21 protein-coding genes and 2 tRNA genes are annotated in these 22,629 nt (G+C 71.8%); 14 read left to right on the top strand and 9 right to left on the bottom strand.

All coding sequences use genetic code 11. From position 1 onward, the window contains the following. Window positions 1-31: 31 nt before the first annotated feature. A complete protein-coding gene (locus ACIA8N_RS08005; protein WP_365786844.1) occupies window positions 32-1,207 on the bottom strand; it encodes a TOMM precursor leader peptide-binding protein in 1,176 nt (391 codons plus the stop codon). Window positions 1,208-1,464: 257 nt separating this feature from the next. Between ACIA8N_RS08005 and ACIA8N_RS08010 the strand changes: the two genes are divergently transcribed. The 4 genes from ACIA8N_RS08010 (at window position 1,465) to ACIA8N_RS08025 (ending at window position 5,313) form a co-directional block, all read left to right on the top strand. Beyond that, window positions 1,465-2,040: a SprT-like domain-containing protein gene (locus ACIA8N_RS08010; RefSeq protein ID WP_365786842.1), complete on the top strand. Its 576-nt coding sequence runs from the start codon at window positions 1,465-1,467 to the stop codon at window positions 2,038-2,040. A gap of 132 nt (window positions 2,041-2,172) precedes the next feature. Continuing rightward, window positions 2,173-3,843: a TerD family protein gene (locus ACIA8N_RS08015; protein ID WP_365786840.1), complete on the top strand. Its 1,671-nt coding sequence runs from the start codon at window positions 2,173-2,175 to the stop codon at window positions 3,841-3,843. 14 nt (window positions 3,844-3,857) lie between these two features. Next, complete coding sequence (locus tag ACIA8N_RS08020) at window positions 3,858-4,538, top strand: AIM24 family protein (protein ID WP_365786838.1); 681 nt, start codon at window positions 3,858-3,860, stop codon at window positions 4,536-4,538. 19 nt (window positions 4,539-4,557) lie between these two features. Further along, window positions 4,558-5,313, top strand: a complete 756-nt coding sequence (locus ACIA8N_RS08025) for an AIM24 family protein (RefSeq protein ID WP_030548470.1) — start codon at window positions 4,558-4,560, stop codon at window positions 5,311-5,313. A gap of 87 nt (window positions 5,314-5,400) precedes the next feature. On the opposite strand, the gene ACIA8N_RS08030 is transcribed toward ACIA8N_RS08025, so the two are convergent. Together ACIA8N_RS08030 and ACIA8N_RS08035 are read right to left on the bottom strand one after the other, a co-directional pair. Then, entirely contained in the window at window positions 5,401-5,922 is a 522-nt protein-coding gene (locus ACIA8N_RS08030) for an NUDIX hydrolase (protein WP_030207454.1), read from the bottom strand. Continuing rightward, window positions 5,919-7,349: a zinc-dependent metalloprotease gene (locus ACIA8N_RS08035; RefSeq protein ID WP_365786834.1), complete on the bottom strand. Its 1,431-nt coding sequence runs from the start codon at window positions 7,347-7,349 to the stop codon at window positions 5,919-5,921. The genes ACIA8N_RS08030 and ACIA8N_RS08035 overlap by 4 nt, the downstream gene beginning before the upstream one ends. Window positions 7,350-7,623: 274 nt before the next feature. Here ACIA8N_RS08035 and ACIA8N_RS08040 point away from each other — a divergent pair, with 274 nt between their 5' ends. The 4 genes from ACIA8N_RS08040 to ACIA8N_RS08055 all read left to right on the top strand — a co-directional run bounded on the left by ACIA8N_RS08040 (window position 7,624) and on the right by ACIA8N_RS08055 (window position 10,895). Then, entirely contained in the window at window positions 7,624-8,733 is a 1,110-nt protein-coding gene (locus ACIA8N_RS08040) for an SDR family oxidoreductase (RefSeq protein ID WP_365786832.1), read from the top strand. A gap of 179 nt (window positions 8,734-8,912) precedes the next feature. Next, window positions 8,913-9,374 carry a molybdenum cofactor biosynthesis protein MoaE gene (locus tag ACIA8N_RS08045; RefSeq protein ID WP_365786830.1) on the top strand — a complete coding sequence of 154 codons (462 nt, stop codon included), beginning with the start codon at window positions 8,913-8,915 and terminating at the stop codon, window positions 9,372-9,374. 235 nt (window positions 9,375-9,609) lie between these two features. Continuing rightward, window positions 9,610-9,741 (top strand): hypothetical protein, encoded by a 132-nt coding sequence (locus ACIA8N_RS08050; protein ID WP_365786860.1) that lies wholly within the window; start codon window positions 9,610-9,612, stop codon window positions 9,739-9,741. A gap of 65 nt (window positions 9,742-9,806) precedes the next feature. Continuing rightward, window positions 9,807-10,895, top strand: a complete 1,089-nt coding sequence (locus ACIA8N_RS08055; RefSeq protein ID WP_365786828.1) for a PDZ domain-containing protein — start codon at window positions 9,807-9,809, stop codon at window positions 10,893-10,895. A 66-nt stretch (window positions 10,896-10,961) separates the two neighbouring features. Here ACIA8N_RS08055 and ACIA8N_RS08060 read toward each other — a convergent pair whose 3' ends face one another. Beyond that, entirely contained in the window at window positions 10,962-11,513 is a 552-nt protein-coding gene (locus ACIA8N_RS08060) for a PPA1309 family protein (RefSeq protein WP_359206130.1), read from the bottom strand. Between the two features lie 135 nt (window positions 11,514-11,648). Between ACIA8N_RS08060 and ACIA8N_RS08065 the strand changes: the two genes are divergently transcribed. The 4 genes from ACIA8N_RS08065 (at window position 11,649) to ACIA8N_RS08080 (ending at window position 16,964) form a co-directional block, all read left to right on the top strand. Next, the gene (locus ACIA8N_RS08065; RefSeq protein WP_365786858.1) at window positions 11,649-14,549 is read left to right on the top strand and encodes a UPF0182 family protein; all 2,901 of its coding nucleotides are present in this window, start codon (window positions 11,649-11,651) and stop codon (window positions 14,547-14,549) included. A 45-nt stretch (window positions 14,550-14,594) separates the two neighbouring features. Continuing rightward, window positions 14,595-14,668: transfer RNA gene (locus ACIA8N_RS08070), tRNA-Met, on the top strand. Between the two features lie 204 nt (window positions 14,669-14,872). Beyond that, window positions 14,873-16,843, top strand: a complete 1,971-nt coding sequence (locus ACIA8N_RS08075) for a tetratricopeptide repeat protein (protein ID WP_365786826.1) — start codon at window positions 14,873-14,875, stop codon at window positions 16,841-16,843. 47 nt (window positions 16,844-16,890) lie between these two features. Next, a tRNA-Met gene (locus ACIA8N_RS08080) sits at window positions 16,891-16,964 on the top strand. A gap of 110 nt (window positions 16,965-17,074) precedes the next feature. Here the strand turns inward: ACIA8N_RS08080 and ACIA8N_RS08085 are convergent. Next, window positions 17,075-17,494, bottom strand: coding sequence for a Fur family transcriptional regulator (locus tag ACIA8N_RS08085; RefSeq protein WP_365786824.1), 420 nt, complete (start codon window positions 17,492-17,494; stop codon window positions 17,075-17,077). A gap of 144 nt (window positions 17,495-17,638) precedes the next feature. Here ACIA8N_RS08085 and ACIA8N_RS08090 point away from each other — a divergent pair, with 144 nt between their 5' ends. Further along, on the top strand, window positions 17,639-19,108 hold the full coding sequence (locus ACIA8N_RS08090; RefSeq protein WP_365786822.1) for a catalase: 1,470 nt from the start codon (window positions 17,639-17,641) through the stop codon (window positions 19,106-19,108). Between the two features lie 77 nt (window positions 19,109-19,185). Here the strand turns inward: ACIA8N_RS08090 and ACIA8N_RS08095 are convergent, their stop codons facing one another. Beyond that, window positions 19,186-19,575: a cyclic nucleotide-binding/CBS domain-containing protein gene (locus ACIA8N_RS08095; RefSeq protein WP_030548447.1), complete on the bottom strand. Its 390-nt coding sequence runs from the start codon at window positions 19,573-19,575 to the stop codon at window positions 19,186-19,188. Between the two features lie 150 nt (window positions 19,576-19,725). Next, a complete protein-coding gene (gene hisN, locus ACIA8N_RS08100) occupies window positions 19,726-20,535 on the bottom strand; it encodes a histidinol-phosphatase (protein WP_015036048.1) in 810 nt (269 codons plus the stop codon). Between the two features lie 116 nt (window positions 20,536-20,651). Here hisN and ACIA8N_RS08105 point away from each other — a divergent pair, with 116 nt between their 5' ends. After that, on the top strand, window positions 20,652-21,305 hold the full coding sequence (locus ACIA8N_RS08105; RefSeq protein WP_365786856.1) for a helix-turn-helix domain-containing protein: 654 nt from the start codon (window positions 20,652-20,654) through the stop codon (window positions 21,303-21,305). On the opposite strand, the gene ACIA8N_RS08110 is transcribed toward ACIA8N_RS08105, so the two are convergent. Continuing rightward, window positions 21,197-21,520 carry a multidrug efflux SMR transporter gene (locus ACIA8N_RS08110; RefSeq protein WP_030548441.1) on the bottom strand — a complete coding sequence of 108 codons (324 nt, stop codon included), beginning with the start codon at window positions 21,518-21,520 and terminating at the stop codon, window positions 21,197-21,199. The two genes, ACIA8N_RS08105 and ACIA8N_RS08110, sit on opposite strands and share 109 nt — an antisense overlap. Before the next feature lie 92 nt (window positions 21,521-21,612). Further along, a complete protein-coding gene (gene rsgA / locus ACIA8N_RS08115; RefSeq protein ID WP_365786819.1) occupies window positions 21,613-22,626 on the bottom strand; it encodes a ribosome small subunit-dependent GTPase A in 1,014 nt (337 codons plus the stop codon). Between the last annotated feature and the right edge of the window lie 3 nt (window positions 22,627-22,629).

The following is a 22,629-nucleotide window of genomic DNA, read 5'->3' on the forward strand; positions in this document are numbered from 1 at the left end:
AAAACCCAGACTGCCGTGCCGCGCAGGGCCGTTACCCCGCCATTGTGTCCTGCGCCCCTCGGGCTGCCGAGACGCGCACCCCCTCTGCGTCGTTCGCCGCCCCGCAGGGACAGTACGGATGAGGTCTCAGACGCTCCGCCCGCCACTCGACGCGGGGCAGTGACGCCGACCAGCGGGTGCCCGTGCTCGCCGGGAGATCGCCGTCCAGAAAAGCCAGCGCGTGTGCCGCCGCGAGACCTGCCACCGCCGTAGCGAGCCCCAGGTCGCAGGCGGGCAGCGGATGCGCGGCGCCGGAGCGCCACTGGGCGAGCAGCCGGGGCGAGACGGGCTCCCGGTCGGTCCGCGCCTCCTGGAGACACCGCGCGCAGGCGGTGCCGCCCGGCAGGACGAGCGGTCCGACGGTGCCCGTCGCCTCCAGGACCCCGGCGTACAGGTGCGGGGTGCCGGTGGCGATCCACCGCTCGGCCGGAAGCGGATCGGGGACGTACGCGCCGAGACCGTCGCGCGGTGTCACCACGACGAGTGACAGGCCGACCCCGCCGGAGCCCTCACCCGGCCCGCTCCGGTCGTCCGCCGCGGGACCGCTCGACGCGCCCGGTCCGCCGCGGCCGCGCCGCCATCTCCCGACCATGCGTCGGGCCGCCGTCGCCCGGCGCTCCCCGACGGCCTCGGCGGGAAGGCCGCCCGGGGCGGTCTCCCAGGGCTCGACCCGGCCCGAGTCCACCACGTCGACCCCGCCGACTCCCGCCGCCGAGAGGAGCGCCGCCACCGTCGTCCCCACCCGCCCCGCGCCGCGCACCTGGACGCGCAGGGCGCGCCGGGCCGCCAGGGTCCGTACCGCCCGCTCCGGTTCGGGGTGGACGACGGAGAGGGAGGCCAGATCGGCACGGAGCGGGTCGAGGACCGGGTCCACGACGCCCGCCTTCGGGCCCGGCCTGCCGGGCCTTCCGGTCGTGGCGTCGGCGAGCAGGCCGGCCGACTCCAGGCGTTCGAGGAGCGCGTCGAGGCGGCCCTCGGGCAGGCCGAGCGCCCGCGCCTCGGCGCGCAGCAGTTCGGTCCCGCGGGTGCCGTCGAGCAGCCCGAGCAGCGTGCCCGTCCGCTGGTCGACGGGGTCGAGGACCACCGCGTGCGCGGGCGTGACGCCGAACTGGACGCAGCGCAGACTCCGCCAGGCCCGCCGCAGTGCCGGTTTCACCATCGGATGCATTTCTCTGGCCCCCGCCCTCGTCCTGTCCCCACGGATGTATCGGAACGTCGTGATCACTAACGTCACGACCACGTCGTGATCGACAACGCCTCTTTCGCCGTCCCGAGGTGAGAATGCCCCGTCGCCGCGACGGCTGCCGAAAGTTGTCCACAGGCGAGGCAATTAGTCATTCGAATGGTGCGGGGCGGGTGCGGATCGTTCCCGAAACCACTCCCGGGGCGGGACTTCCCCCACCGCAGGCGGGTAACGTCGGGGCCGTGCCCGTCGACCCACAGCGCAGCCTGACCGACTCCCCGCACCGCGGTGCGGGGACGAACGCGGTCGAGGTCCGCAGAAGCGCACGACGGAGCAGAACCGTCTCGGCCTACCGCGAGGGCGACCGGACCATCGTGCTCATCCCGGCCCGGATGTCCGAGACCGAGGAGCGCCGCTGGGTCGGCGTCATGCTCGACAAGCTCGCCGCCAAGGAGAGCCGCGGCGTCCTCGGGGACCGGGAGCTGACCGAGCGGGCGCTGCGCCTGTCCGAGCAGTACTTCGACGGCCGGGCCCGCCCCCGCTCCGTGCGCTGGGTCACCAACCAGAACACCCGCTGGGGCTCCTGCACCCCCTCCGAGGCCAGCATCCGCCTCTCCCACCGGCTCCAGGGCATGCCCGAGTACGTAGTGGACTACGTCCTGCTGCACGAGCTGGCCCATCTGCTCGTCCCCGGACACGGGCCGGGATTCTGGCGGCTCCTGGAGGCGTATCCCCGCACCGAGCGGGCCCGCGGCTACCTGGAGGGCGTGGTCGCCGCCGCGCGCCTGCCGCACCTCCCGGCCGCTCGCGAGGAGTGACAGCGCCGGTACGCGCGGGTGAGCGGGTTTCCCGATTCCGTACCGAAAACGACCTGCCCTGTCTCAATGTCGCACTCAGCGGCTAGCCTGGCGCGAGCAATCGCCATTCGGGATGGGGGACGGTCGTTACGCATGGCCAGGGAATTCCAACGCGGCCACAAGGCCAAGATCAGTGATCTCACCGCGGGAACCGATCTGTACGTGGGCGTGCAGATCGCGGCGCCCGGGCTGACCTTCGACATCAGCTGTTTCGGACTCGACGCGGAAGAGCGGCTCTCCGACGACCGCTACTTCGTCTTCTTCAACCAGCCGAAGACTCCCGAGGAGTCCGTGCAGCTGCTCGGGGCCCAGTCCGGTGACACCGAGTCGTTCCGCGTCACCCTCGACCGCATCCCCGCCAGCATCCACAAGCTGTCGTTCACCGCGACGATCGACGGCGCCGGCCAGATGTCCCAGGTCGGCCCCGGTCACCTGCGGATCGTGGCGGGTGGCGAGGAGGTCGCCCGGTACGCCTTCACGGGCTCGGAGTTCAGTACCGAGCGCGCGGTGATGCTCGGCGACTTCTACCTCAAGGACGTCTGGCGGTTCGCCGCCGTCGGCCAGGGCTTCGACGGAGGTCTCGACGCGCTCCTGCGGAACTTCGGCGGCGAGGTCGCCGAAGAGGAGCCTGCCGCGCAGCAGCAGGCCGGCGCCCCCGGCTTCGCGCCTCCGCCGCAGGCGGCGACGCCTCCGGCCTTCGGCGCGCCCGCGGCGCCCGCGCCCGCTTTCGGCGCACCCCAGGCACCCGCGCCCGCCTTCGGCGCGCCGCAGGCGCCCACCCCGCCGCCCGCGCCCGCGCAGCCGGTGCACGCCACGCCCACGATGGTGGCCCCCGTGGCGCCCGCGCCCGTCCCGCCGCCCGCGCCGGCTCCCGCCCCCTACGGGCAGCCGCCGCAGCAGCCCCAGTACGGGCAGATCCCGGGGCAGTACCCGGGCCAGGGCCAGCCGCCGCAGGCGCCCTACGGCCAGGCCCCCGCCCCCTACGGTCAGGCCGCCCCTCCCGCGTACGGGCAGGCCGCCCCCGCCCCGTACGGGCAGCAGCCGCCGTACGGCCAGCAGCCCGGCGTCCCGCAAGGCGTGCCACAGGGCGTGCCGGCGACCGGAGCGGGGCTCGCCGCCGCGCTCGCGCCGTACAAGGAGACCGCCACCGGCGCCCGCTGGACCCCGCAGAACCAGCAGCTCATGCGGGTCGACCTGGCCATGGGCGGCACCCCCGTCCTCGCCCGGCAGGGCTCCATGGTCATGTACCAGGGCAAGGTCGACTTCTCCCACAAGGGAGCCGGCTTCACCGGCCGGATCGTCGGCAACGCCACCGGCCAGGAGATGCAGCTGATGCGCTGCACGGGCCGCGGCCAGCTCTTCCTCGCCGAGGAGGGCGCCCACCTGCACCCGATCGAGCTCCAGGGCGACGGCATCTGCGTCTCCGCGGAGAACGTCCTCGCGTTCGACGAGTCCCTCCAGTACGAGGTGCGGCGCATCGAGGGCCACGGCATCCCCGGCGGAGCCCTGTTCACCATGCAGTTCCAGGGCACCGGCACCGTCGTCGTCAAGACGCACGGCGTCCCCGTCGTCCTGCCCGTCACCCCGACGACCTTCGCCGACTGCAACGCCGTCGTCGCCTGGTCGTCCGCGTCCCAGGTCGTCCTCTCCAGCCAGGTGAGGCTCCGGCGCAACGCCTACCCGGGTCACAGCGGGGAGACCGTGAACCTCCAGTTCCGGGGAGCCCCCGGCAACTTCATCGTCGTCCAGCCCTACGAGGTCTGAGGGAGCCCGAAGTCATGAACCAGCAACTCGCGGGCTATGCCCCGACCCCCGTCGCGGCCCGGATGGAGAACCACGGCCGCACCATGCTCAGGGTGGCCATGGCCTCCGGCCAGGACCTCTACGCCCGGACCGGCTCGATGGTCTCCTACGAGGGCTACATCACCTACGAGCCCAACCCGCCCGCCGCCCGCCAGGTCGCCCAGCACTGGGCGACCGGCGAGGGCGCGCCGATCATGAAGTGCTCGGGCGACGGGCTGCTCTACCTCGCCGACTACGGCGCCGACGTCGTCGTGATCAACCTCCAGAACGACTCGATCTCCGTCAACGGCACCAACCTGCTCGCCTTCGACGCCCACCTCCAGTGGGGCGTCGAGCGGGTCAAGGGGCTCGCCAAGTTCGCCGGACAGGGCCTGTTCAACGTGGAGATCGCCGGTACCGGCTGGGTCGCGCTCACCTCGCGCGGCACGCCGATCGTGGTCGACTGCGGCCGCGGCGACGACGAGACCTACGTCGACCCCGACGCCCTCGTCGCCTGGTCCCCGGCGCTCAAGGTCAAGGGCAAGCGCAGCTTCAAGGCCTCGTCCCTCATCGGGCGGGGCAGCGGCGAGGCCTTCCAGATGGCCTTCTCGGGCCAGGGAATCGTCGTCGTACAGCCGAGCGAGGACAGCACCGACCGCCTGCGGATCCGGGGCTGAGGGGGAGCGAGAACACACCATGCAGAGCCCGCTTTTCAACCACGCCGAACAGCAGAGCCAGGAGCGGTACGTCATCCAGAACCCGCAGCTCCTGCGGGTCAGCCTCACCGGCCAAGACGACATCCTCGCCCGTAAGGGCGCCATGGTCGCGTACCAGGGGCTCGTCGACTTCGACGGCGAGTACAAGACCCCGAGCCAGCGCCGGGCCCAGGCCCGCACCGGCGAGGGCCTCGACCTGATGCGCTGCTCCGGCCAGGGCACGGTCTACTTCGCCAACCTCGCCCAGTACGTCCACGTCGTGGACGTCGAGCAGGAGGGCCTGACCGTCGACAGCGCCTACGTCCTGGCGCTCGACTCGACCCTCAACACCGAGGTCATCGCCGTCGACAGCCAGTACGGCATCTCCGGCTCCGGCAAGTACCAGCTCAACATCTCCGGCCGCGGCAAGGTCGCCCTGATGACCTCCGGTCAGCCGCTGATGATGCAGGTCACGCCCGAGAAGTACGTCAGTGTCGACGCGGACGCGATCGTCGCCTGGTCCACCGGGCTGCGCGTCCAGATGCAGGCGCAGACGCACAACTCCAGCATCCGCAGCCGCCGCGGCAACACGGGGGAGGGCTGGGAGCTCAGCTTCCTGGGCCAGGGCTTCGCGCTCGTCCAGCCCAGCGAGGTCATGCCCCCGCAGAACGCGGCCATCGGGCAGGGCGTCGCCGCCCAGTTCGGCGCGGGACAGCACGGCTCCCACGCCCAGAACCAGAACAACGCCTGGAACTGAGCACGGGACACACGGAAGGGGCGGTCGCCACGGCGACCGCCCCTTCCGCATGCCCCGCCGACGCGGGCGTCCCGCTCGGGGCGCCCGCTACAGACGGTCGAGCGTGTTCTCCAGGAGACGGACCACGGACGTGTCCGCCACGCCCGCCACCTCCTCGTACGCGAACCAGCGCAGGTCCAGCGACTCCTCGCTGATCTCCGCCACCGCACCGGCCGGCGCGAGCGCCGCGTACTGCACGTCCAGGTGCCAGTGGCACGGCGCAGGAATCGGATGCCGGTCGAGCCGCACCGGACCGCCCGGCAGCAGCGTCAGACCCGCGATCCCGGACTCCTCCGTCGCCTCGCGCAGCGCGGCCGCCTCCACCGTCACGTCGTCCGGCTCGCAGTGGCCGCCCATCTGCAGCCACATGCCCAGCTTCTTGTGCAGGGTGAGGAGCACCCGGCCCCGCGAGGGGTCGACGACCAGCGCGCTGCTCGTGAGATGACCGGCACCGCACGGCTTGTACATGCCGTCGGGATGGGCGTCCAGATGGTCCAGATAGACCTGCCGGAGCTCCTCCTGGCCCCCGTACGCCTTCAGTACGAGGACCGCGTCGTCGTGCAGGCTCACTCCTTGCCTTCCCCGTCCTCCGGGGCGTCGCCCCTCGCCGCGTCGCCGAGCATCTTGTCCAGCTCGGTGAAGTCGAGGTGCTCGCGGTGCACGAAGCCGTCCGGGTCGTCCAGGTCGGTCGCCGTCGGCAGCATGTCGGGGTGCTCCCACAGGGCGTCCCGGCCGTCGACCCCGCGCGCGTCGGTCAGCGACGCCCACAGGCGCGCCGCGTCCCGCAGTCGCCGCGGACGCAGCTCGAGACCGATCAGGGTCGCGAAGGTCTGCTCGGCGGGACCGCCCGACGCCCGGCGCCGGCGCAGCGTCTCGCGCAGCGCGTCCGCCGAGGTCAGCCGCGTCTTGGCGGCCTCGTGGACCACCGCGTCAACCCAGCCCTCGACGAGCGCGAGGGCCGTCTCCAGCCGGGCCAGGGCCGCCTTCTGCGCCGGCGTGTCCTCCGGCTGGAACATGCCCTGCTGCAGCGCCTCCTGAAGCTGCTCAGGACGCGACGGGTCGAGCTGGCCGACCGCCTCCTCCAGCTTCGAGGTGTCGACGGTGATCCCGCGCGCGTACCCCTCGACCGCGCCGAACAGGTGCGCGCGCAGCCACGGCACGTGCGCGAAGAGCCGCTGGTGCGCGGCCTCGCGCAGGGCCAGATAGAGCCGCACCTCGTCGGAGGGCACGCCCAGGTCCTTGCCGAAGGCCTCGATGTTCAGCGGAAGCAGCGCGGCGCGGTTGGCGGGGCCGAGCGGGAGACCCACGTCGGTCGAGCCGACGACCTCGCCGGCGAGCGCGCCCACGGCCTGCCCGATCTGCTGGCCGAACATGGCGCCGCCCATGGAGCGCATCATGCCGATCAGCGGGCCGGCCATGGCCTGCATCTCCTCCGGCAGGACGTCGCCCATCGCGGCGCCGACCCGCTCGGCGACCGGGTCCACGAGCTGCTGCCACGCGGGCAGCGTCGCCTCGACCCACTCCGCGCGGCTCCACGCCACCGCCGTGTTCGCCCCGGAGGGCAGCGACGTGACCTGGTCGAGCCACAGGTCGGCGAGGCGCACGGCCTCCTCGACCGCGGACTTCTCGGCCGGGCCCACGCTGGCGTCCTTGGTGCCGTCGGCGGCGCCCTGGGCCACCACCTGGCGCGCGATCTGCTTGGCCATGTCCCAGTTCACGGGACCGCCCTCGTAGCTCAGCATCTGGCCGAGCTGCTGGAAGGCCGCACCGAGATCGTTGGGGTTCAGCGAGCCGAACATGGCCGCGAACGGGTTGTCCGCGCCGCCGGGGCCGCCCATGCCGGGCAGTCCGCCGAAGCCGAACGGGTTCGCCCCGAACGGGTTGCCGCCCTGGCCGCCGGACCCCTGGCCACCTCCGGCGGGGTCCTTCTTCTTGCCCTCGTCGCCGTTGTCCGGCTCCTCCGGCGGAAGGCCGAATCCGAATGGGGTGTCACTCACAGGTTTCCTCGGCTCGTAGGGCCGCCGGCCTCCTGCCGACGGCGACTGCCCGACCAGGGCCCGTCCAGACAAGCCCCGCACACCACCAGCGTAGGTGGTGTCCCGCCGATCGGACCGGGCTCTCGACCGGTCCGATCGGCGGGACACCATCTGACATCCGGGCCCGGAAACGGGCTCGGTGCTCCGTAGGGCCCTGCCCTGCGGCAGGATGGACGCCACCTGGTCCGTACGCGTCATGCGCGTACGTACTGAAGACAACCGCTGGAGACGCCCGGTGAGTTCCCCAGATCCTCAGGTTCGCGGAGCGCGAAACCACTCAACCCGGTCCGCCGCGCGCGGCCCCGTCGTCGCGGTCACCGGCGCCGCTTCCGGCGTCGGTGACCTGCTGACCAGGCGCCTCGCCGCCTCCGACGAGGTCAAGAAGGTCGTCGCCATCGACGAGCGCAGGGGCGAGGTCGCCGAGGCGCACTGGCACGTCCTCGACGTGCGCGACCCGGCCATCGCCGAGAAGCTGCGCGGCGCGGACGTCGTCGTGCACCTCGCCGTCGATCTCGACCTGGAGAGCGACCCCGCCGCCCGAACGGCCTACAACGTGCGCGGCACGCAGACCGTGCTGACCGCCGCCGCGGCGGCCGGCGTCCACCGCGTGGTGCTGTGCACCTCCGCGATGGTCTACGGCGCCCTGCCCGACAACGACATCCCGCTCTCCGAGGACGCCGAGCTCAAGGCCACGGCGGAGGCCACCGGCGTGGGCGACATGCTGGAGATCGAGCGCCTCGGCCGCCGGGCACCCCGCGCGCACCCCGGGCTCAACGTCACCGTCGTCCGTCCGGCCGTCCTCGTCGGCGGTACGGACACGGCGCTGACCCGCTACTTCGAGTCGCCCCGGCTCCTCGTCGTCGCGGGATCCCGGCCGACCTGGCAGTTCTGCCACGTCGAGGACCTGGTCAGCGCCCTGGAGTACGCGGCCCTCGAGAAGGTCGACGGGGAGTTCGCCGTCGGCTGCGAGGGCTGGCTGGAGCAGGAGGAGGTCGAGGAGCTCTCCGGGATCCGGCGCATGGAGCTGCCCTCCGCCGTCGCCCTCGGCGCGGCGGCCCGCCTCCACCGCATCGGGCTCACCCCGTCCCCGGCCGGCGACCTCGCCTACACCATGCATCCCTGGGTGGTGAGCGTCGGACGGCTGCACGACGCCGGCTGGCGGCCGAAGTGGACGAACGAGGAGGTCCTCACGGCGCTCCTGGAGGAGGTCGAGGGCCGTCACACGGTCGCCGGCCGCCGGCTGGGCCGCAAGGACGCCACGGCGGCCGGTGCGGCCGGTGCGACGGTGGCGCTGCTCGGCACGGCGGCGCTCGTCCGGCAGATGCGGAAGCGGCGCGGGATCTGACCGGCGCCGGGCGTCCGCCGGACCGGACAGCCTGACCCGGTCGACGGGCCGGACCAGCTGGACCCGGTCGGCGGGCCAGGTTCTCGCGCGACCGTCTGTAGGACCCTCCTACCGCAGCCGCCGTCCGCCGGTCGAAACCGCTATTCCGGGATCCCGCGCGCGTGCGGCACGATGGGTCCATGGCACCGACGTTTGACCACCCCGGCGAGCAGGCCGCAGCCGACCCGATCAAGCTCCTCGCGATCCGGGAGACCCCGCTCTCCCTCGACGAGGTCTTCCGGGCCGTCGGCGACGACGCCTCCGGCGGGACGACGCTCTTCGTGGGCACCGTGCGCAACCACGACGGCGGCGCCGACGTGGACGCCCTGGGCTACTCCTGCCACCCCACGGCGGAGGCGGAGCTGCGCCGGGTCGCGGAGAAGGTCGTCGCGAACTACCCGGTCCGCGCGCTGGCCGCCGTCCACCGTGTGGGCGACCTCCGGGTGGGCGACATCGCGGTGGTCGTCGCCGTGTCCTGCCCGCACCGCGGCGAGGCCTTCGAGGCCTGCCGCAAGCTCATCGACGACCTCAAGCACGAGGTCCCCATCTGGAAGCACCAGACCTTCTCGGACGGCACCGAGGAGTGGGTGGGGGCCTGCTAGAGGCGACCCCGGCAGGCAAGGCGGCGCGCCGACACCGTGTAGCCGACCGCCCGATTTGCGTAACCGGCCCCCAGGCGCGAGCGTTGGCATCACAGATGACAGAGTTCGCTGATCAACTCACTGGGGATGGGAGGTCGGGATGGCAGCGCTGGCCTGGTTGCTGATTCCGCTTTTCGCAGTCGTCGGCGCGGCGATATGGGGAAGCTGGGCTTCGAGGAACAAGACCATAGGCGACGTGGCCGAACTCGCGGGCTACGCACGCTTCCGGGACGCGATGGAGCGTTCCCACACCACGACTCCCCACGCCGCCCGCGCGGACCTCGAACCGGCCGCAGCCGCCGGTGTCACCACCTCGCCGTCGAGCTGACTCCGGCCGCCCCGTACGGACCGCCCCAGGGGTGCACTCACAGGCGAGTCCCGTACTGTCGTTCCATGCCACGCCGCACCGCGACGATGCTCGCCTCCACCCTGGTGTTGATCTGTCTGCTCATCGCAGGCGTCCTGATCCCGGTGCCGTACGCGGAGATGAGTCCCGGCCCCACGGTCAACACCCTCGGTGAGGCCAGGGGCGAGCCCGTCCTCTCGATCTCCGGACGCAAGACCTACCCGACCGACGGTCACCTCAACATGACGACCGTCCGGGTCACCAGCGCGGACTACAAGATGAACGCCGTCGAGGCCGTCTACGGCTGGCTGGCCCACGACAACGTGGTGGTGCCGCACGACACGCTCTACCCGGACGGCAAGACCGAGGAGCAGTCGAGCCAGGAGAACGCCGAGGAGTTCAGCCAGTCCCAGGAGAGCGCCAAGGTGGCCGCCCTCGGGGAGCTGGGGATCCCGGTGGTCGCGAGGGTCGTCGTCGGATCGGTGATCAAGGGCTCGCCGTCCGAGGGCAAGCTGCACGCCGGAGACGTGATCAAGGCCGTCGACGGCGTGCCGATCGCCGCCCAGGACGAGGTCGCCAAGCAGGTCACGAAGCGCAAGCCCGGCCAGGACGTCGAGTTCACGGTCGTCCCCGCCAAGGAGGCCGCGGCGGCCGAGAAGGCGCGCAAGGAGCCGACCGTCACCCGGAAGGTGGTCATCACCACCACCACGTCCGATGAGGGCGACCGCGCCGTCGTCGGCATCAAGGCCGGCACCGACCACGTCTTCCCGTTCACGATCGACATCAACCTGGCCGACGTCGGCGGCCCCAGCGCCGGCCTGATGTTCGCCCTCGGCATCGTCGACAAGCTCACCCCGGACAGCCTCACCGGCGGCCGGTTCGTCGCCGGGACGGGAACCATCGACGACGCGGGCAAGGTCGGCCCGATCGGCGGGATCCAGATGAAGCTGGTCGGCGCGCGCGACGCCGGCGCGGAGTACTTCCTCACCCCGGCCGACAACTGCGCGACCGCCGTCTCCGACATCCCCGAGGGGCTCACCCTCGTCAGGGTCGACACCATCGACGACGCCACGAAGTCCCTGGAGAAGCTCCGCAAGGGCGACACGAAGTCCCTGCCGAGCTGCTCGAAGAACTGAGCGGCGGATACGCCGAAGGGGCGCCCGGTCGACCGACCGGGCGCCCCTTCGGCGTACCGCCGTGTCTCAGGACTCGAAGGTCGCCGCCAGTGCCTCGGCGAGGCCGGGCACCAGGTCGGGGCCCGTGAGGACCTCGGTCGCGGTGTCCTTCTCGCGCAGCCGGATCGCCGCCTCGCGCGCACCGCTGCGGAGCACCGCCACGGTCATCCGTACCTCCTGGCGGTCCGGGTGGGCGGCCACCCACTTGGCGAGCTGCTTCTCGCCGAGGCCCTGCGGGACCTGCGTCTCGGCCGAGGGGGGCAGCATGAGCCGCTCCACGGTCATGGCGCAGCCGGCCACGGTGTCGGGCCAGGCGACGGTGCCGAGGAACTCGTCGAGGGGCTTTCCGCGCGGCAGTTTGTCCTGCTCGATCGGGGTGTAGGTGGTGGCGTCGTCACCCAGGCCCAGCTGGGAGGCGAGGGCGGGTGCCTTGGCGCGCAGGCGTGCGGTGTCGACGAGGGCGAAGAGACGGGCCGGCTGGTCCCAGCCGAGGCCCGCCGCGTACTCGTCGATCTCGAGCACCGCGCGGGTGAGGGGGCTCGCGGCCATCGCCGGGCCGGAGGGGGAAACGTTGGACATGACCAACATCCTGCCTCCTCCACCCCGGAACACGGGAACTAGGTAAAGCCTCAGTAAGTTGCATCAGTGGGCTCTACGATCGCGGGGCCTGCTTTCAGACGCATCAACATCGAGGGGCGCACGTTGGCTTTCCAGATGCCGGACCGCGGCGGTAGCCCGTCCGGGCCAAGGATGAGGGTCGGCCGGCCGTCCCGGCGGGCCCGTACCTTGCTCATGACTCTCGGGGTGCTGGCCGTTCTGGCCATGGCGTTCGTGATGTTCGCCGGGTTCTGGACGGACTGGCTCTGGTACCGCTCGGTCGAGTACTCGTCCGTGTTCACCACCACGCTGTGGACCAAGATCGGCCTCTTCGCGGTCTTCGGCCTGCTGATGGGGCTCGCCGTCGGCCTCAACATCTGGCTGGCGTACCGGCTGCGGCCGCCGCTCAGCGCGATGTCCCTCGAGCAGCAGAGCCTCGACCGGTACCGGATGGGCCTCGCCCCGTTCAAGAAGTGGGTGCTGCTCGCGGTCACCGCCCTGGTGGCGCTGATCGCCGGCGCCTCCGCCTCGGGACAGTGGCGTACGTGGCTCATGTGGGTCAACGGCGTGAAGTTCGGCCAGAAGGACCCGCAGTTCGGGCTCGACGTGTCGTTCTACGCCTTCGACCTGCCCTGGTACCGCTTCCTGCTCGGCTTCGGCTTCGCCGCCGCCGTGCTGTCGCTGATCGCCGCCGCGCTCACGCACTACCTGTACGGCGGGCTGCGGATCACCAGCCCCGGCGCGCGTGCCACGGCCGCCGCCACCGGCCACCTGTCGGTGCTGCTCGGCGTCTTCGTGTCGCTGAAGGCCGTGGCCTACTGGCTCGACCGGTACGGCCTGGCCGTGAAGTCCAGCGACTTCAAGGCGACCGGCAACTGGACGGGCCTGCGGTACGTCGACGCCAACGCGTACCTGCCGGCGAAGACCATCCTGTTCTGCATCGCCGCGATCTGCGCCGTGCTGTTCTTCGCGACGCTCTGGCGCCGCACCTGGCAGCTGCCGGTGATCGGCTTCGGCCTGATGGTGCTCTCCGCGATCCTGATCGGCGGCCTGTACCCGGCCATCGTGCAGAAGTTCCAGGTCCAGCCGAACGAGCAGGCCAAGGAAGCGCCGTACATCCAGAAGAACATCGACGCGACCCGCAAGGCGTACGCGATCGACGGGACCAAGCCCGAGAACTACTCGGGCAAGTCGACGGTGAAGGCCAAGGACCAGCTGCGGGCGGACTCCGACTCGGCGGCCAGCTACCGCGTCCTCGACCCGAACATCGTGTCGCCGACGTTCCAGCAGCTGGAGCAGAAGCGGAAGTACTACCAGTTCCCGATGACCCTGGACGTCGACCGCTACCAGGGCAAGGACACCGTCGTCGGTCTGCGTGAGCTCAACATCAAGGGCATCCCGAAGCGCAACTGGATCAACGACCACTTCACGTACACCCACGGCTACGGCGCCATCATGGCCTCGGGCACCCAGACCGACGCGAACGGCTCCCCGGTCTTCACCGAGGCCGGCCTGCCGACCAAGGGGACGCTCGGCACGTACCAGCAGCGGATCTACTACGGCGAGAAGACCGACCAGTACTCGATCGTGGGCGGCCCGCAGAAGGAGCTGGACTACGAGGAGAACGGCGAGAAGACCACCAGCTACAAGGAGAAGAGCGGCGTAAGCCTCTCCAGCACCTTCAACCGCGCCGCGTACGCGGTGGCCTTCAGCGAGCCGCAGATCCTCTACTCGGGGGCCATCGGCGAGGGCTCGCGGATCCTCTACAACCGCACCCCGAAGGAGCGCGTCGAGGCGGTCGCGCCCTGGCTGACCATCGACGGCGACGCCTACCCGGCGGTCGTCGAGGGCCGGATCCAGTGGATCATCGACGCCTACACGACGACCAACGGCTACCCGTACGCGTCGCGCACCACCCTCGGCGACACCACGGCCGACTCGCTGACCGTCGGCAACCAGCAGCGCGCGGTCGTCGCCCAGCAGAACCAGGTCAACTACATCCGCAACTCGGTGAAGGCCACCGTCGACGCCTACGACGGCACGGTGACCCTCTACCAGTGGGACACCCAGGACCCGGTCCTGAAGACCTGGATGAAGGCGTTCCCGGACACGGTCAAGCCGAAGTCCGAGATCAAGGCCGACCTGATGGAGCACCTGCGGTACCCGCAGGACATGTTCAAGGTCCAGCGCGAGCTGCTGACCCGCTACCACGTCACCGACCCCGCCCAGTTCTACAGCGGCTCGGACGCCTGGCAGGTGCCGGACGACCCGACCAACAAGGACGGCAACGCGGTCCCGCCGTACTACCTGAGCATGAAGATGCCCGGGGACACGGCGCAGCGCTTCTCGCTGACGACGACGTTCACGCCGAACGGGCGGCCCAACCTGGGCGGCTTCATGGCGGTCGACGCCGACGCCACCAGCAAGGAGTACGGCCGGCTGAGGCTGCTGCGGGTCACCGAGGACGTTCCGGGACCGGCGCAGGTGCAGAGCAAGCTCAACGGTCTGCCGTCGGTGGCCACCTTCGTCCGGGACATGAAGGGCGCCGACTCCGACATCCAGTACGGCAACCTGCTGACCGTCCCGCTCGACGGCGGCTTCCTGTACGTGGAACCGGTGTACGCCCAGGGACGGAACGCGCTCTACCCGCTCCTGAAGAAGGTGGCCGTGTCGTACGTGGACGCGGACCAGCCGGACGGTGACACGACCAAGGACACCACGGTGTTCGAGGACAACCTCACGGAGGCGCTCAACGCGGTCTTCGGGGTCGACGCACCGACCACACCGCCGCCCACCTCGCCCACGACCCCGCCGGGCACCACCGAGCCGCCGGCGACGAACGACGCCAAGCTCAAGCAGGCCATCGCCGACGCCCAGAAGGCGTACGACGCGGGCGAGGCGGCTCTGGCGAAGGGCGACTGGACCGCGTACGGCAAGGCCCAGGAGGACCTGCAGGCGGCACTCGAGCGGGCCGCGGAGGCCGGAGCGAAGCTCAAGACGACCGGATCAAGCGGCTGACCTGAGGTTTTCCACCCCGCGTCCGTGATACTGTTGGTTCACCGACGCGGGGTGGAGCAGCTCGGTAGCTCGCTGGGCTCATAACCCAGAGGTCGCAGGTTCAAATCCTGTCCCCGCTACTCAGAGGATGAGGGCCCGGATCCATAAGGATCCGGGCCCTCGTCGTGTGTCGGCGTGCGGAGGGGGCCCGAAGAGCGGTAGGGAGGGGGCGAGTTGGCGTGAGTCGTGTTTGACTTGTCTCTCTGTGGGCATGTCGACAAAACGCTGAGTGACCTCACTGGCTGCGGTATACCAGGTGTGCTCGGGTTGCGGGTGGTGCGACGATGGTATTTATGGGGGACAGGGCAACTCTGTTGGAGACAGGGCGGTTTGTGCAGCGGCACGCCAGGAACGCCGCGGACGAGATCATCGAGGCAGTAGGGGCCGTCGATACGGCCGTCGACACCACCGCCGAGACCGATGCCGACACCGAGAACGAGACCGAGACCGAGGCCCGTCACCGGCGCGCCGCCGAGCGCGGCGACCTCGCCGCGATGAGCGCCCTCGGCGCTCTGCTGCTGCGCCGCGGCGACCTCGACGGCGCCGAGCCCTACCTGCGCGGTGCCACCGCCGAAGGTGACCGGGCCGCCGCCAACAACCTCGGCGTCCTGCTGCACCAGCGCGGATACGCGGAAGAGGCCGCCGGCTGGTGGCGCGTCGCCGCCGTCGCGGGCTCCGCGCCCGCCGCCCACGCGCTCGGCCGCCACCACCGCGAGCGCGGCGACGAGCCGGCCGCCGAGTACTGGCTGCGCCAGGCCGCCGAGCAGGGCCACGCCCTCGGCGCGTACGCCCTCGCCGACCTCCTGGAGCACCGCAGCGACGTCGGCGCCGAGCGCTGGCTGCGCGCCGCCGCCGAACAGGGCCACCGCGAGGCCGCCTACCGGCTCGCCCTCGCCCTGGAGCGCCGCGCCACCGAGACGACCCGCGGCCCGCACGAGACCGGCACCCGGCTGAGGGCGCCCGGCACCGGCGTGGTCGTGCCCTCCGGCGCGACCGCCACGGCCGGAGCGGTCACGCCAGGACCCGCCGCCGGCGAGCCCGGCGGCGCGCCCGCTGAGGCCGAGCAGTGGTTCCGGCAGGCCGCCGCGCGCGGCCACCGGCGGGCCGCGCTGCACCTCGGCGCGATCCTGGAGCACCGCGGCGAGCTCAAGGAGGCCGGCCGCTGGTACCTCAGCTCCGCCAAGGAGGGCGAGGCCAAGGCCGCCTGCGCCCTCGGCTTCCTGCTCCGCGACGCGGGCGACGAGGAGAGCGCCGCCGTGTGGTGGCTGCGCGCCGCCCAGGACGGCGACGGCAACGCCGCCAACGCCCTGGGCGCGCTCCACGCTGCCCGGGGCGAGCAGCAGACCGCGGAGCGCTGGTACCGGGCCGCCATGGACGCGGGCGACGTGAACGGGGCGTACAACCTCGGTCTGCTCTGTGCCGCGCAGGACCGCATCCCGCAGGCCGAGCAGTGGTACCGCCGCGCCGCCTACGCGGGCCACCGCGAGGCCGCCAACGCGCTCGCGGTGCTGCTCCTGCAGGCCGGTGACGCCAACGGCGCCGAGCCCTGGTTCTCCAAGGCCGCAGAGGCGGGCAGCGTGGACGCCGCCTTCAACCTGGGCATCCTCCACGCAGGCCGCGACGACGACCGTACGGCCCTCGTCTGGTACGAGCGGGCCGCCGCCGCCGGGCACACCGAGGCCGCCCTCCAGGTCGGCATCGCCGCCCTGCGCGACGGTGACGAGCGGACCGCCGAGCGGCACCTGCGCTGCGCGGCCGGTGGCGGCAGCGCCGAGGCCGCCTTCCGGCTCGCCTCGGTGCTCGACGCGCGTCGCCCCGACCCCGGCCCCGCCGTCCTCGGCGCGCCCCGGGAGGAGAAGACCGAGTGCGAGGAGTGGTACGAGCGGGCCGCCCAGCAGGGGCACCGGCGGGCCCAGGTGCGGGTCGGCATGCTCGCCGCCGGGCGCGGCGACCTGGCGGAGGCCGACCGCTGGTACCGCGAGGCGGCGGAGGCGGGCAGCCGCAACGGCGCCTTCAACCTCGGGCTGCTGCTCGCGCGTGAGGGCAGCGAGCGCGAGGCCGCCCTCTGGTGGACCCGGGCCGCCCGGGCCGGCCACGGCCGGGCCGCGCTCCGGCTCGCGCTGCTCGCGGCGCGCCGCGGGGAGCTGACGGAGGGGCGGCGCTGGTGCGCCCGAGCGGTGGAGCTGGGCCCCGCGGAGGTCGCCGAGCGGGCGGCGCGACTGAGCGAGGCGCTGCACCAGGAGCTCACCGCGTAAGGGATTTGCGCTGGTCGGGGGCGGTCCCGTAGAGTCGGGTCTACCGACGCGGGGTGGAGCAGCTCGGTAGCTCGCTGGGCTCATAACCCAGAGGTCGCAGGTTCAAATCCTGTCCCCGCTACTCAGCAGAAACGAAGGCCCGGATCCAGTCACTGGATCCGGGCCTTCGTCGTGTGTCATGGCCGGGGGAACGGGGAGAGCCCCCGCTTCGGCGGGGGCTTCCTGCTGCTGTCAGGCGGTCGTCGCGCAACTCGGGCAGATGCCCCGGTATGTGACCTCGACGTTCGAGATCGTGAAGCCGAAGCGCTCGGTGTCCGGCAGGTCCGCCAGCGGGTCGCCGCCCGGGTGGACGTCACGGATCGCGCCGCAGCGTCCGCAGACCAGGTGCTGGTGCGGCCGGTGGGCGTTGGGGTCGTACCGCTTGGCGCGGCCGTCGGTCGCGACCTCGATGACCTCGCCGAGGGTGACCATCTCGCCCAGCGTGTTGTAGACGGTCGCGCGCGAGATCTCCGGCAGTCGTGCCACGGCCGCCGCGTGGACCTCGTCGGCGGTCAGGTGGACGTGGTCCCCGTCGAGCACCTCGGCGACGACGCGCCGCTGCGCGGTCATTCGCCAGCCGCGGCCGCGCAGTCGTTCCAACAGGTCGCTCATGGGCGCCAGCTTAACAGTCGGGTGCCGTGATCCGATCAGGTGTGATTTTAGAAGTACACTTGACTTAGACAATGTCCATTGTAGAGTCGGGTGCGGCACCGGCCAGCGCCCCACGAGGGCGCGGCCGGAGGACAGGACTCGCGAATGACGCAGGAGGCGCACGTGACGCAGGGACCGCTCACCACGGAGGCCGGCGCGCCGGTCGCCGACAACCAGAACAGCGAGACGGCGGGCGTCGGCGGTCCGGTCCTCGTACAGGACCAGCTCCTCCTGGAGAAGCTCGCCCACTTCAACCGTGAGCGCATCCCGGAGCGCGTGGTCCACGCGCGCGGTGCGGGCGCCTACGGCACCTTCACGCTCACCCGTGACGTGTCGCGGTGGACGCGGGCCGCGTTCCTCTCCGAGGTCGGCAAGGAGACCGAGACCTTCCTGCGCTTCTCCACCGTCGCGGGCAACCTCGGCTCGGCCGACGCGGTGCGCGACCCGCGCGGCTGGGCGCTGAAGTTCTACACCGAGGAGGGCAACTACGACCTCGTCGGCAACAACACCCCGGTGTTCTTCATCAAGGACGCCATCAAGTTCCCCGACTTCATCCACACCCAGAAGCGCGACCCGTACACGGGCTCGCAGGAGGCGGACAACGTCTGGGACTTCTGGGGGCTCTCCCCGGAGTCGACCCACCAGGTGACCTGGCTCTTCGGTGACCGCGGCATCCCCGCCTCGTACCGCCACATGGACGGATTCGGCTCGCACACGTTCCAGTGGAACAACGAGGCCGGCGAGGTCTTCTGGGTCAAGTACCACTTCAAGACCGACCAGGGCATCAAGAACCTCACCCAGGACGAGGCCAACCGCCTCGCCGGCGAGGACCCCGACTCGCACCAGCGCGACCTGCGCGAGGCCATCGAGCGCGGTGACTTCCCGACCTGGACCGTGCAGGTCCAGATCATGCCCGCGGCCGAGGCGGCCACCTACCGCTTCAACCCGTTCGACCTCACCAAGGTGTGGCCGCACGCGGACTACCCGCCGATCGAGATCGGCAAGCTGGAGCTCAACCGCAACCCCGAGAACGTCTTCGCCGAGGTCGAGCAGTCCGTCTTCAGCCCGGCGCACTTCGTGCCCGGCATCGGACCGTCCCCGGACAAGATGCTCCAGGGCCGGCTCTTCGCCTACGGCGACGCCCACCGCTACCGCGTCGGCATCAACGCCGACCACCTGCCGGTGAACCGCCCGCACGCCACCGAGGCGCGCACCCACTCCCGTGACGGCTTCCTGTACGACGGCCGCCACAAGGGCGCGAAGAACTACGAGCCGAACAGCTTCGGCGGCCCGCACCAGACGGACCGGCCGCTGTGGCGGTCGACGGCGGTCACCGGCGGCACCGGCAACCACGCTGCCCCGGTCCACGCCGAGGACGACGACTTCGTGCAGGCGGGCAACCTCTACCGCCTGATGTCGGAGGACGAGAAGGGCCGTCTGATCGGGAACCTGGCGGGCTTCATCGCCAAGGTCTCGCGTGACGACATCGCCGAGCGGGCGATCGGCAACTTCCGCCAGGCGGACGGTGACTTCGGCAAGCGGCTGGAGGCCGCGGTCCAGGCCCTCCGCGGCTGACGACGCTTGCCGTAGAGGAGGCGGGCCGGATTTCCGTACGGATTCCGGCCCGCCTCCGCGTATCGAGACGGGGAATCTCAGCCGGCGACGCTGTGCACCGGGATCCAGCAGCGGATGATGTCGCGCACGGAGACGATGCCGACGGGGCCCCGGTCGTCGAGGACGACGAGGTGGCGGAAGCCGCCATGGGTCATGGCCTCGGCCGCCTTCGCCAGGGTCCAGGTGGGCGCGGCGAAGACGACGTCGCGGGTGGTGTGGGACCCCGCGGTCTCGCAGTCGGGGTCCTGGTCCCTGGCGAGGGAGTTGAGGATGTCGCGCTCGGTGAGGATGCCGAGGCCGCCGGCGTCGGTGTCGAGGACGACGGCCGCGCCGACGCGGCGCGCCGACATCAGCCGGGCCGCCTGCCGGAGGGTGTGGGCGGGGCCGATGGTGAGGACCACGGTGCTCATGGCGTCACGGACGAGCATGGGCGGAGCCACCTCCTTGGTGAATTCTTCAAAGAGAAGGGATTCACAAGTTCACAAGTGGGGGGACTCTCAGAGTGGCATCGAGGAAGGGACCCGACAAGGGGGCGCGCAAGGCGCCCCGGGGGAGTGAACGGGGAGTGAATGCGGCGCTCAGCCCTCCGCGTTCTCCTGGTTCAGGTAGCTCAGCAGCTCACCGTGGAGCAGACCGTTCGACGCCGCCGCGTTCCCGCTGTGCGGACCGTGCCGACCGTCGAGACCCGTGTACGTACCGCCCGCCTCCTGCACCACGACCGCCACCGCCGCCATGTCCCACAGCGACAGCTCCGGCTCCGCGCAGATGTCCACCGAGCCCTCCGCGACCATCATGTACGGCCAGAAGTCGCCGTACGCCCTGGTCCGCCAGCACGCGCGCGTGAGGTCCAGGAAACCCTCCAGGCGGCCCTGCTCCTCCCAGCCGCTCAGCGAGGAGTACGCGAAGGAGGCGTCCTCGAGGGACGCCACCTTCGACACCCCGATCCGGCTCGCCGAGGCCAGGCTGCGCCCGGTGTACGCCCCCAGGCCCTTCGCCGCCCACCAGCGGCGGCCGAGCGCCGGGGCCGACACCACGCCCACCACCGGCTGGAACCCGGTGTCCCCGGCCTCCATCAGCGCGATCAGGGTCGCCCAGACGGGCACACCGCGCACGTAGTTCTTCGTACCGTCGATCGGGTCGATCACCCAGCGGCGGGGGCCCGAGCCCTCCACGCCGTACTCCTCGCCCAGGATCGCGTCGCGCGGCCTGGCCCGCTGGAGCTGCCCCCGGATCAGTTCCTCGGCGGCCTTGTCGGCCTCGCTCACCGGGGTCATGTCCGGCTTCGTCTCGACCTTGAGGTCGAGCGCCTGGAACCGGTCCATGGTGGCCGCGTCGGCGGCATCCGCGAGGACATGGGCGAGACGCAGATCATCGTGGTAATCGGCCATGGTCGGCACTCTATCCCCGTGTGATCCCCGAACGGAGAACCGTCCGCGGGCACCCTTGACAGGGTGTGGGCGGCTGCCGACGCTGGGCGGAGAACCGTTCCCTCCCGGAGGTGGCGATGGCGCCCGCCCGCGAGGCCCTGCTCGACGCCGCGCTCGCCGCGCTGGAGCACCGGCCGTGGTCCGCCGTGCGGATGGCCGACCTCGCGGCGGCCGCCCGGGTCTCCCGGCAGACCCTCTACAACGAGTTCGGCAGCAAGGAGGGGCTCGCCCGTGCCCTGGTGCGGCGGGAGGCCGACACCTACCTCCAGGGCGTACGGCGACTGCTCGCCGACCCCGCCCCGCCCGAACGGAACCTGGTGGCCGTCGCCGAATGGACCGTGGCCAGGGCCGCCGCACGGCCCGTCCTGCGGGCCCTGCTCACCGGCGCCTGGGACGCGCGGCTGCCGGCGCCCCGGCCCGCCAGGCACGGCGCACGCCCCGCGGCCGTCCCCGCCCAGCGCCTCGCCGACGAGGGGCCGCCCGCGCCGGGCGAGCTGGTGGCGGCGACCGCGGCCTGCGCCGGCGAGCGGTGGGCGGCGGGCTGCGAGCTGGCCGTCCGGCTCGCCCTCAGCCATGTCGTGGCGCCCGCCGTCCCGTACGACCGGGGACGGGGGACGGCCGGTCAGTGGGAGGAGCCGGAGAGCTGGAGTCCGATGACCCCGAGGATCACCAGCGTGATCGAGACGATCTTGAGCGTGGAGACCAGGTCGCCGAGGAAGACCATGCCGTAGATCGCCGTCCCCGCCGCACCGATCCCGGTCCACACCGCGTACGCCGGGCCCACGTCGAGCTTGCGCAGCGCGAGCGTGAGGAGACCGAAGCTTCCCATGGCGAAGATCGCGAAGGCGATCGTCGGCCACAGCCGGGTGAATCCGTGCGAGAGCTTCAGACAGACCGCGAAGCCCGTCTCCAGGAAACCTGCGACCACCACCAGCAGCCACGCCATCGTCAGTGCCTCCCACGCCGTCGGTGACTGCTTCGTCGCACTTGGTGCGATTATGCACTTACCTGGAGCGGTCGGCCCTAAACGCGGACGGCTCAGTCGCCCTCGCGTCGCTCCCGGGTGGCGAGGAGCCGTCGCAGCGACACCAGGCGCGCCTGATCGGCGTGTCCCTCGGCCACCCACGCGTCGAGCGCGCAGTCCTGCTCGTCGTGGCTGCACGCGCGCGGGCAGTTCTCCGTGCCCGGTACGAGGTCGGGGAACGCCAGGATCACCCGGGACGGGTCGACGTGGTGCAGACCGAAGGAGCGCACGCCAGGCGTGTCGATGACCCAGCCGCCCTCCTTGTCGTCCAGCGGCAGGGCGAGCGCCGAGGTGGTGGTGTGCCGGCCGCGGCCGGTGACCGCGTTGACCACACCGGTGCTCCGCCGCCGGTCCGGCGGCACCAGGGCGTTGACCAGGGTCGTCTTGCCGACGCCCGAGTGCCCCACGAACGCGGTGGTGCGCCCCTTGAGGTGCTCGTGGACCCGCTCGGCAGCGACCCCGTCGACGAACTCGTCGCGCGTGGTCACGACGTACGGCACACCGAGCGCGCCGTACATCTCCAGGAGCGAGTCCGGCGACGCCAGGTCCGACTTGGTGAGGACGAGCAGCGGGGTGAGGCCGCCGTCGTAGGCGGCGACCAGGCAGCGGTCGATCAGCCGGGGGCGCGGCTCGGGGTCGGCGAGCGCGGTGACGATCGCGAGCTGGTCGGCGTTGGCGACCACCACGCGCTCGTACGGGTCGTCGTCGTCGGCCGTGCGCCGCAGCACCGAGGTGCGCGGGCTGATCCGCACGATCCGGGCCAGCGTGTCCTTCTCGCCGGACAGGTCCCCGACGATCGAGACCCGGTCGCCCACCACGGCGGCCTTGCGGCCCAGCTCGCGCGCCTTCATCGCCGTGATGACCAGGTCGTCGACCAGACAGGTGAGCCGGCCGCGGTCGACGGTGAGGACCATGCCCTCGACGGCGTCCTCGTGCTTCGGGCGGATGCTCGTACGGGGACGGGTGCCCTTGCGGTTGGGCCGCTGGCGGATGTCGTCCTCGTCGGTGTTCTTGCCGTAACGCCGCATGGT

The sequence above is a fragment of the Streptomyces sp. NPDC051822 genome, assembly GCF_044452745.1.
Lineage (GTDB): Bacteria > Actinomycetota > Actinomycetes > Streptomycetales > Streptomycetaceae > Streptomyces.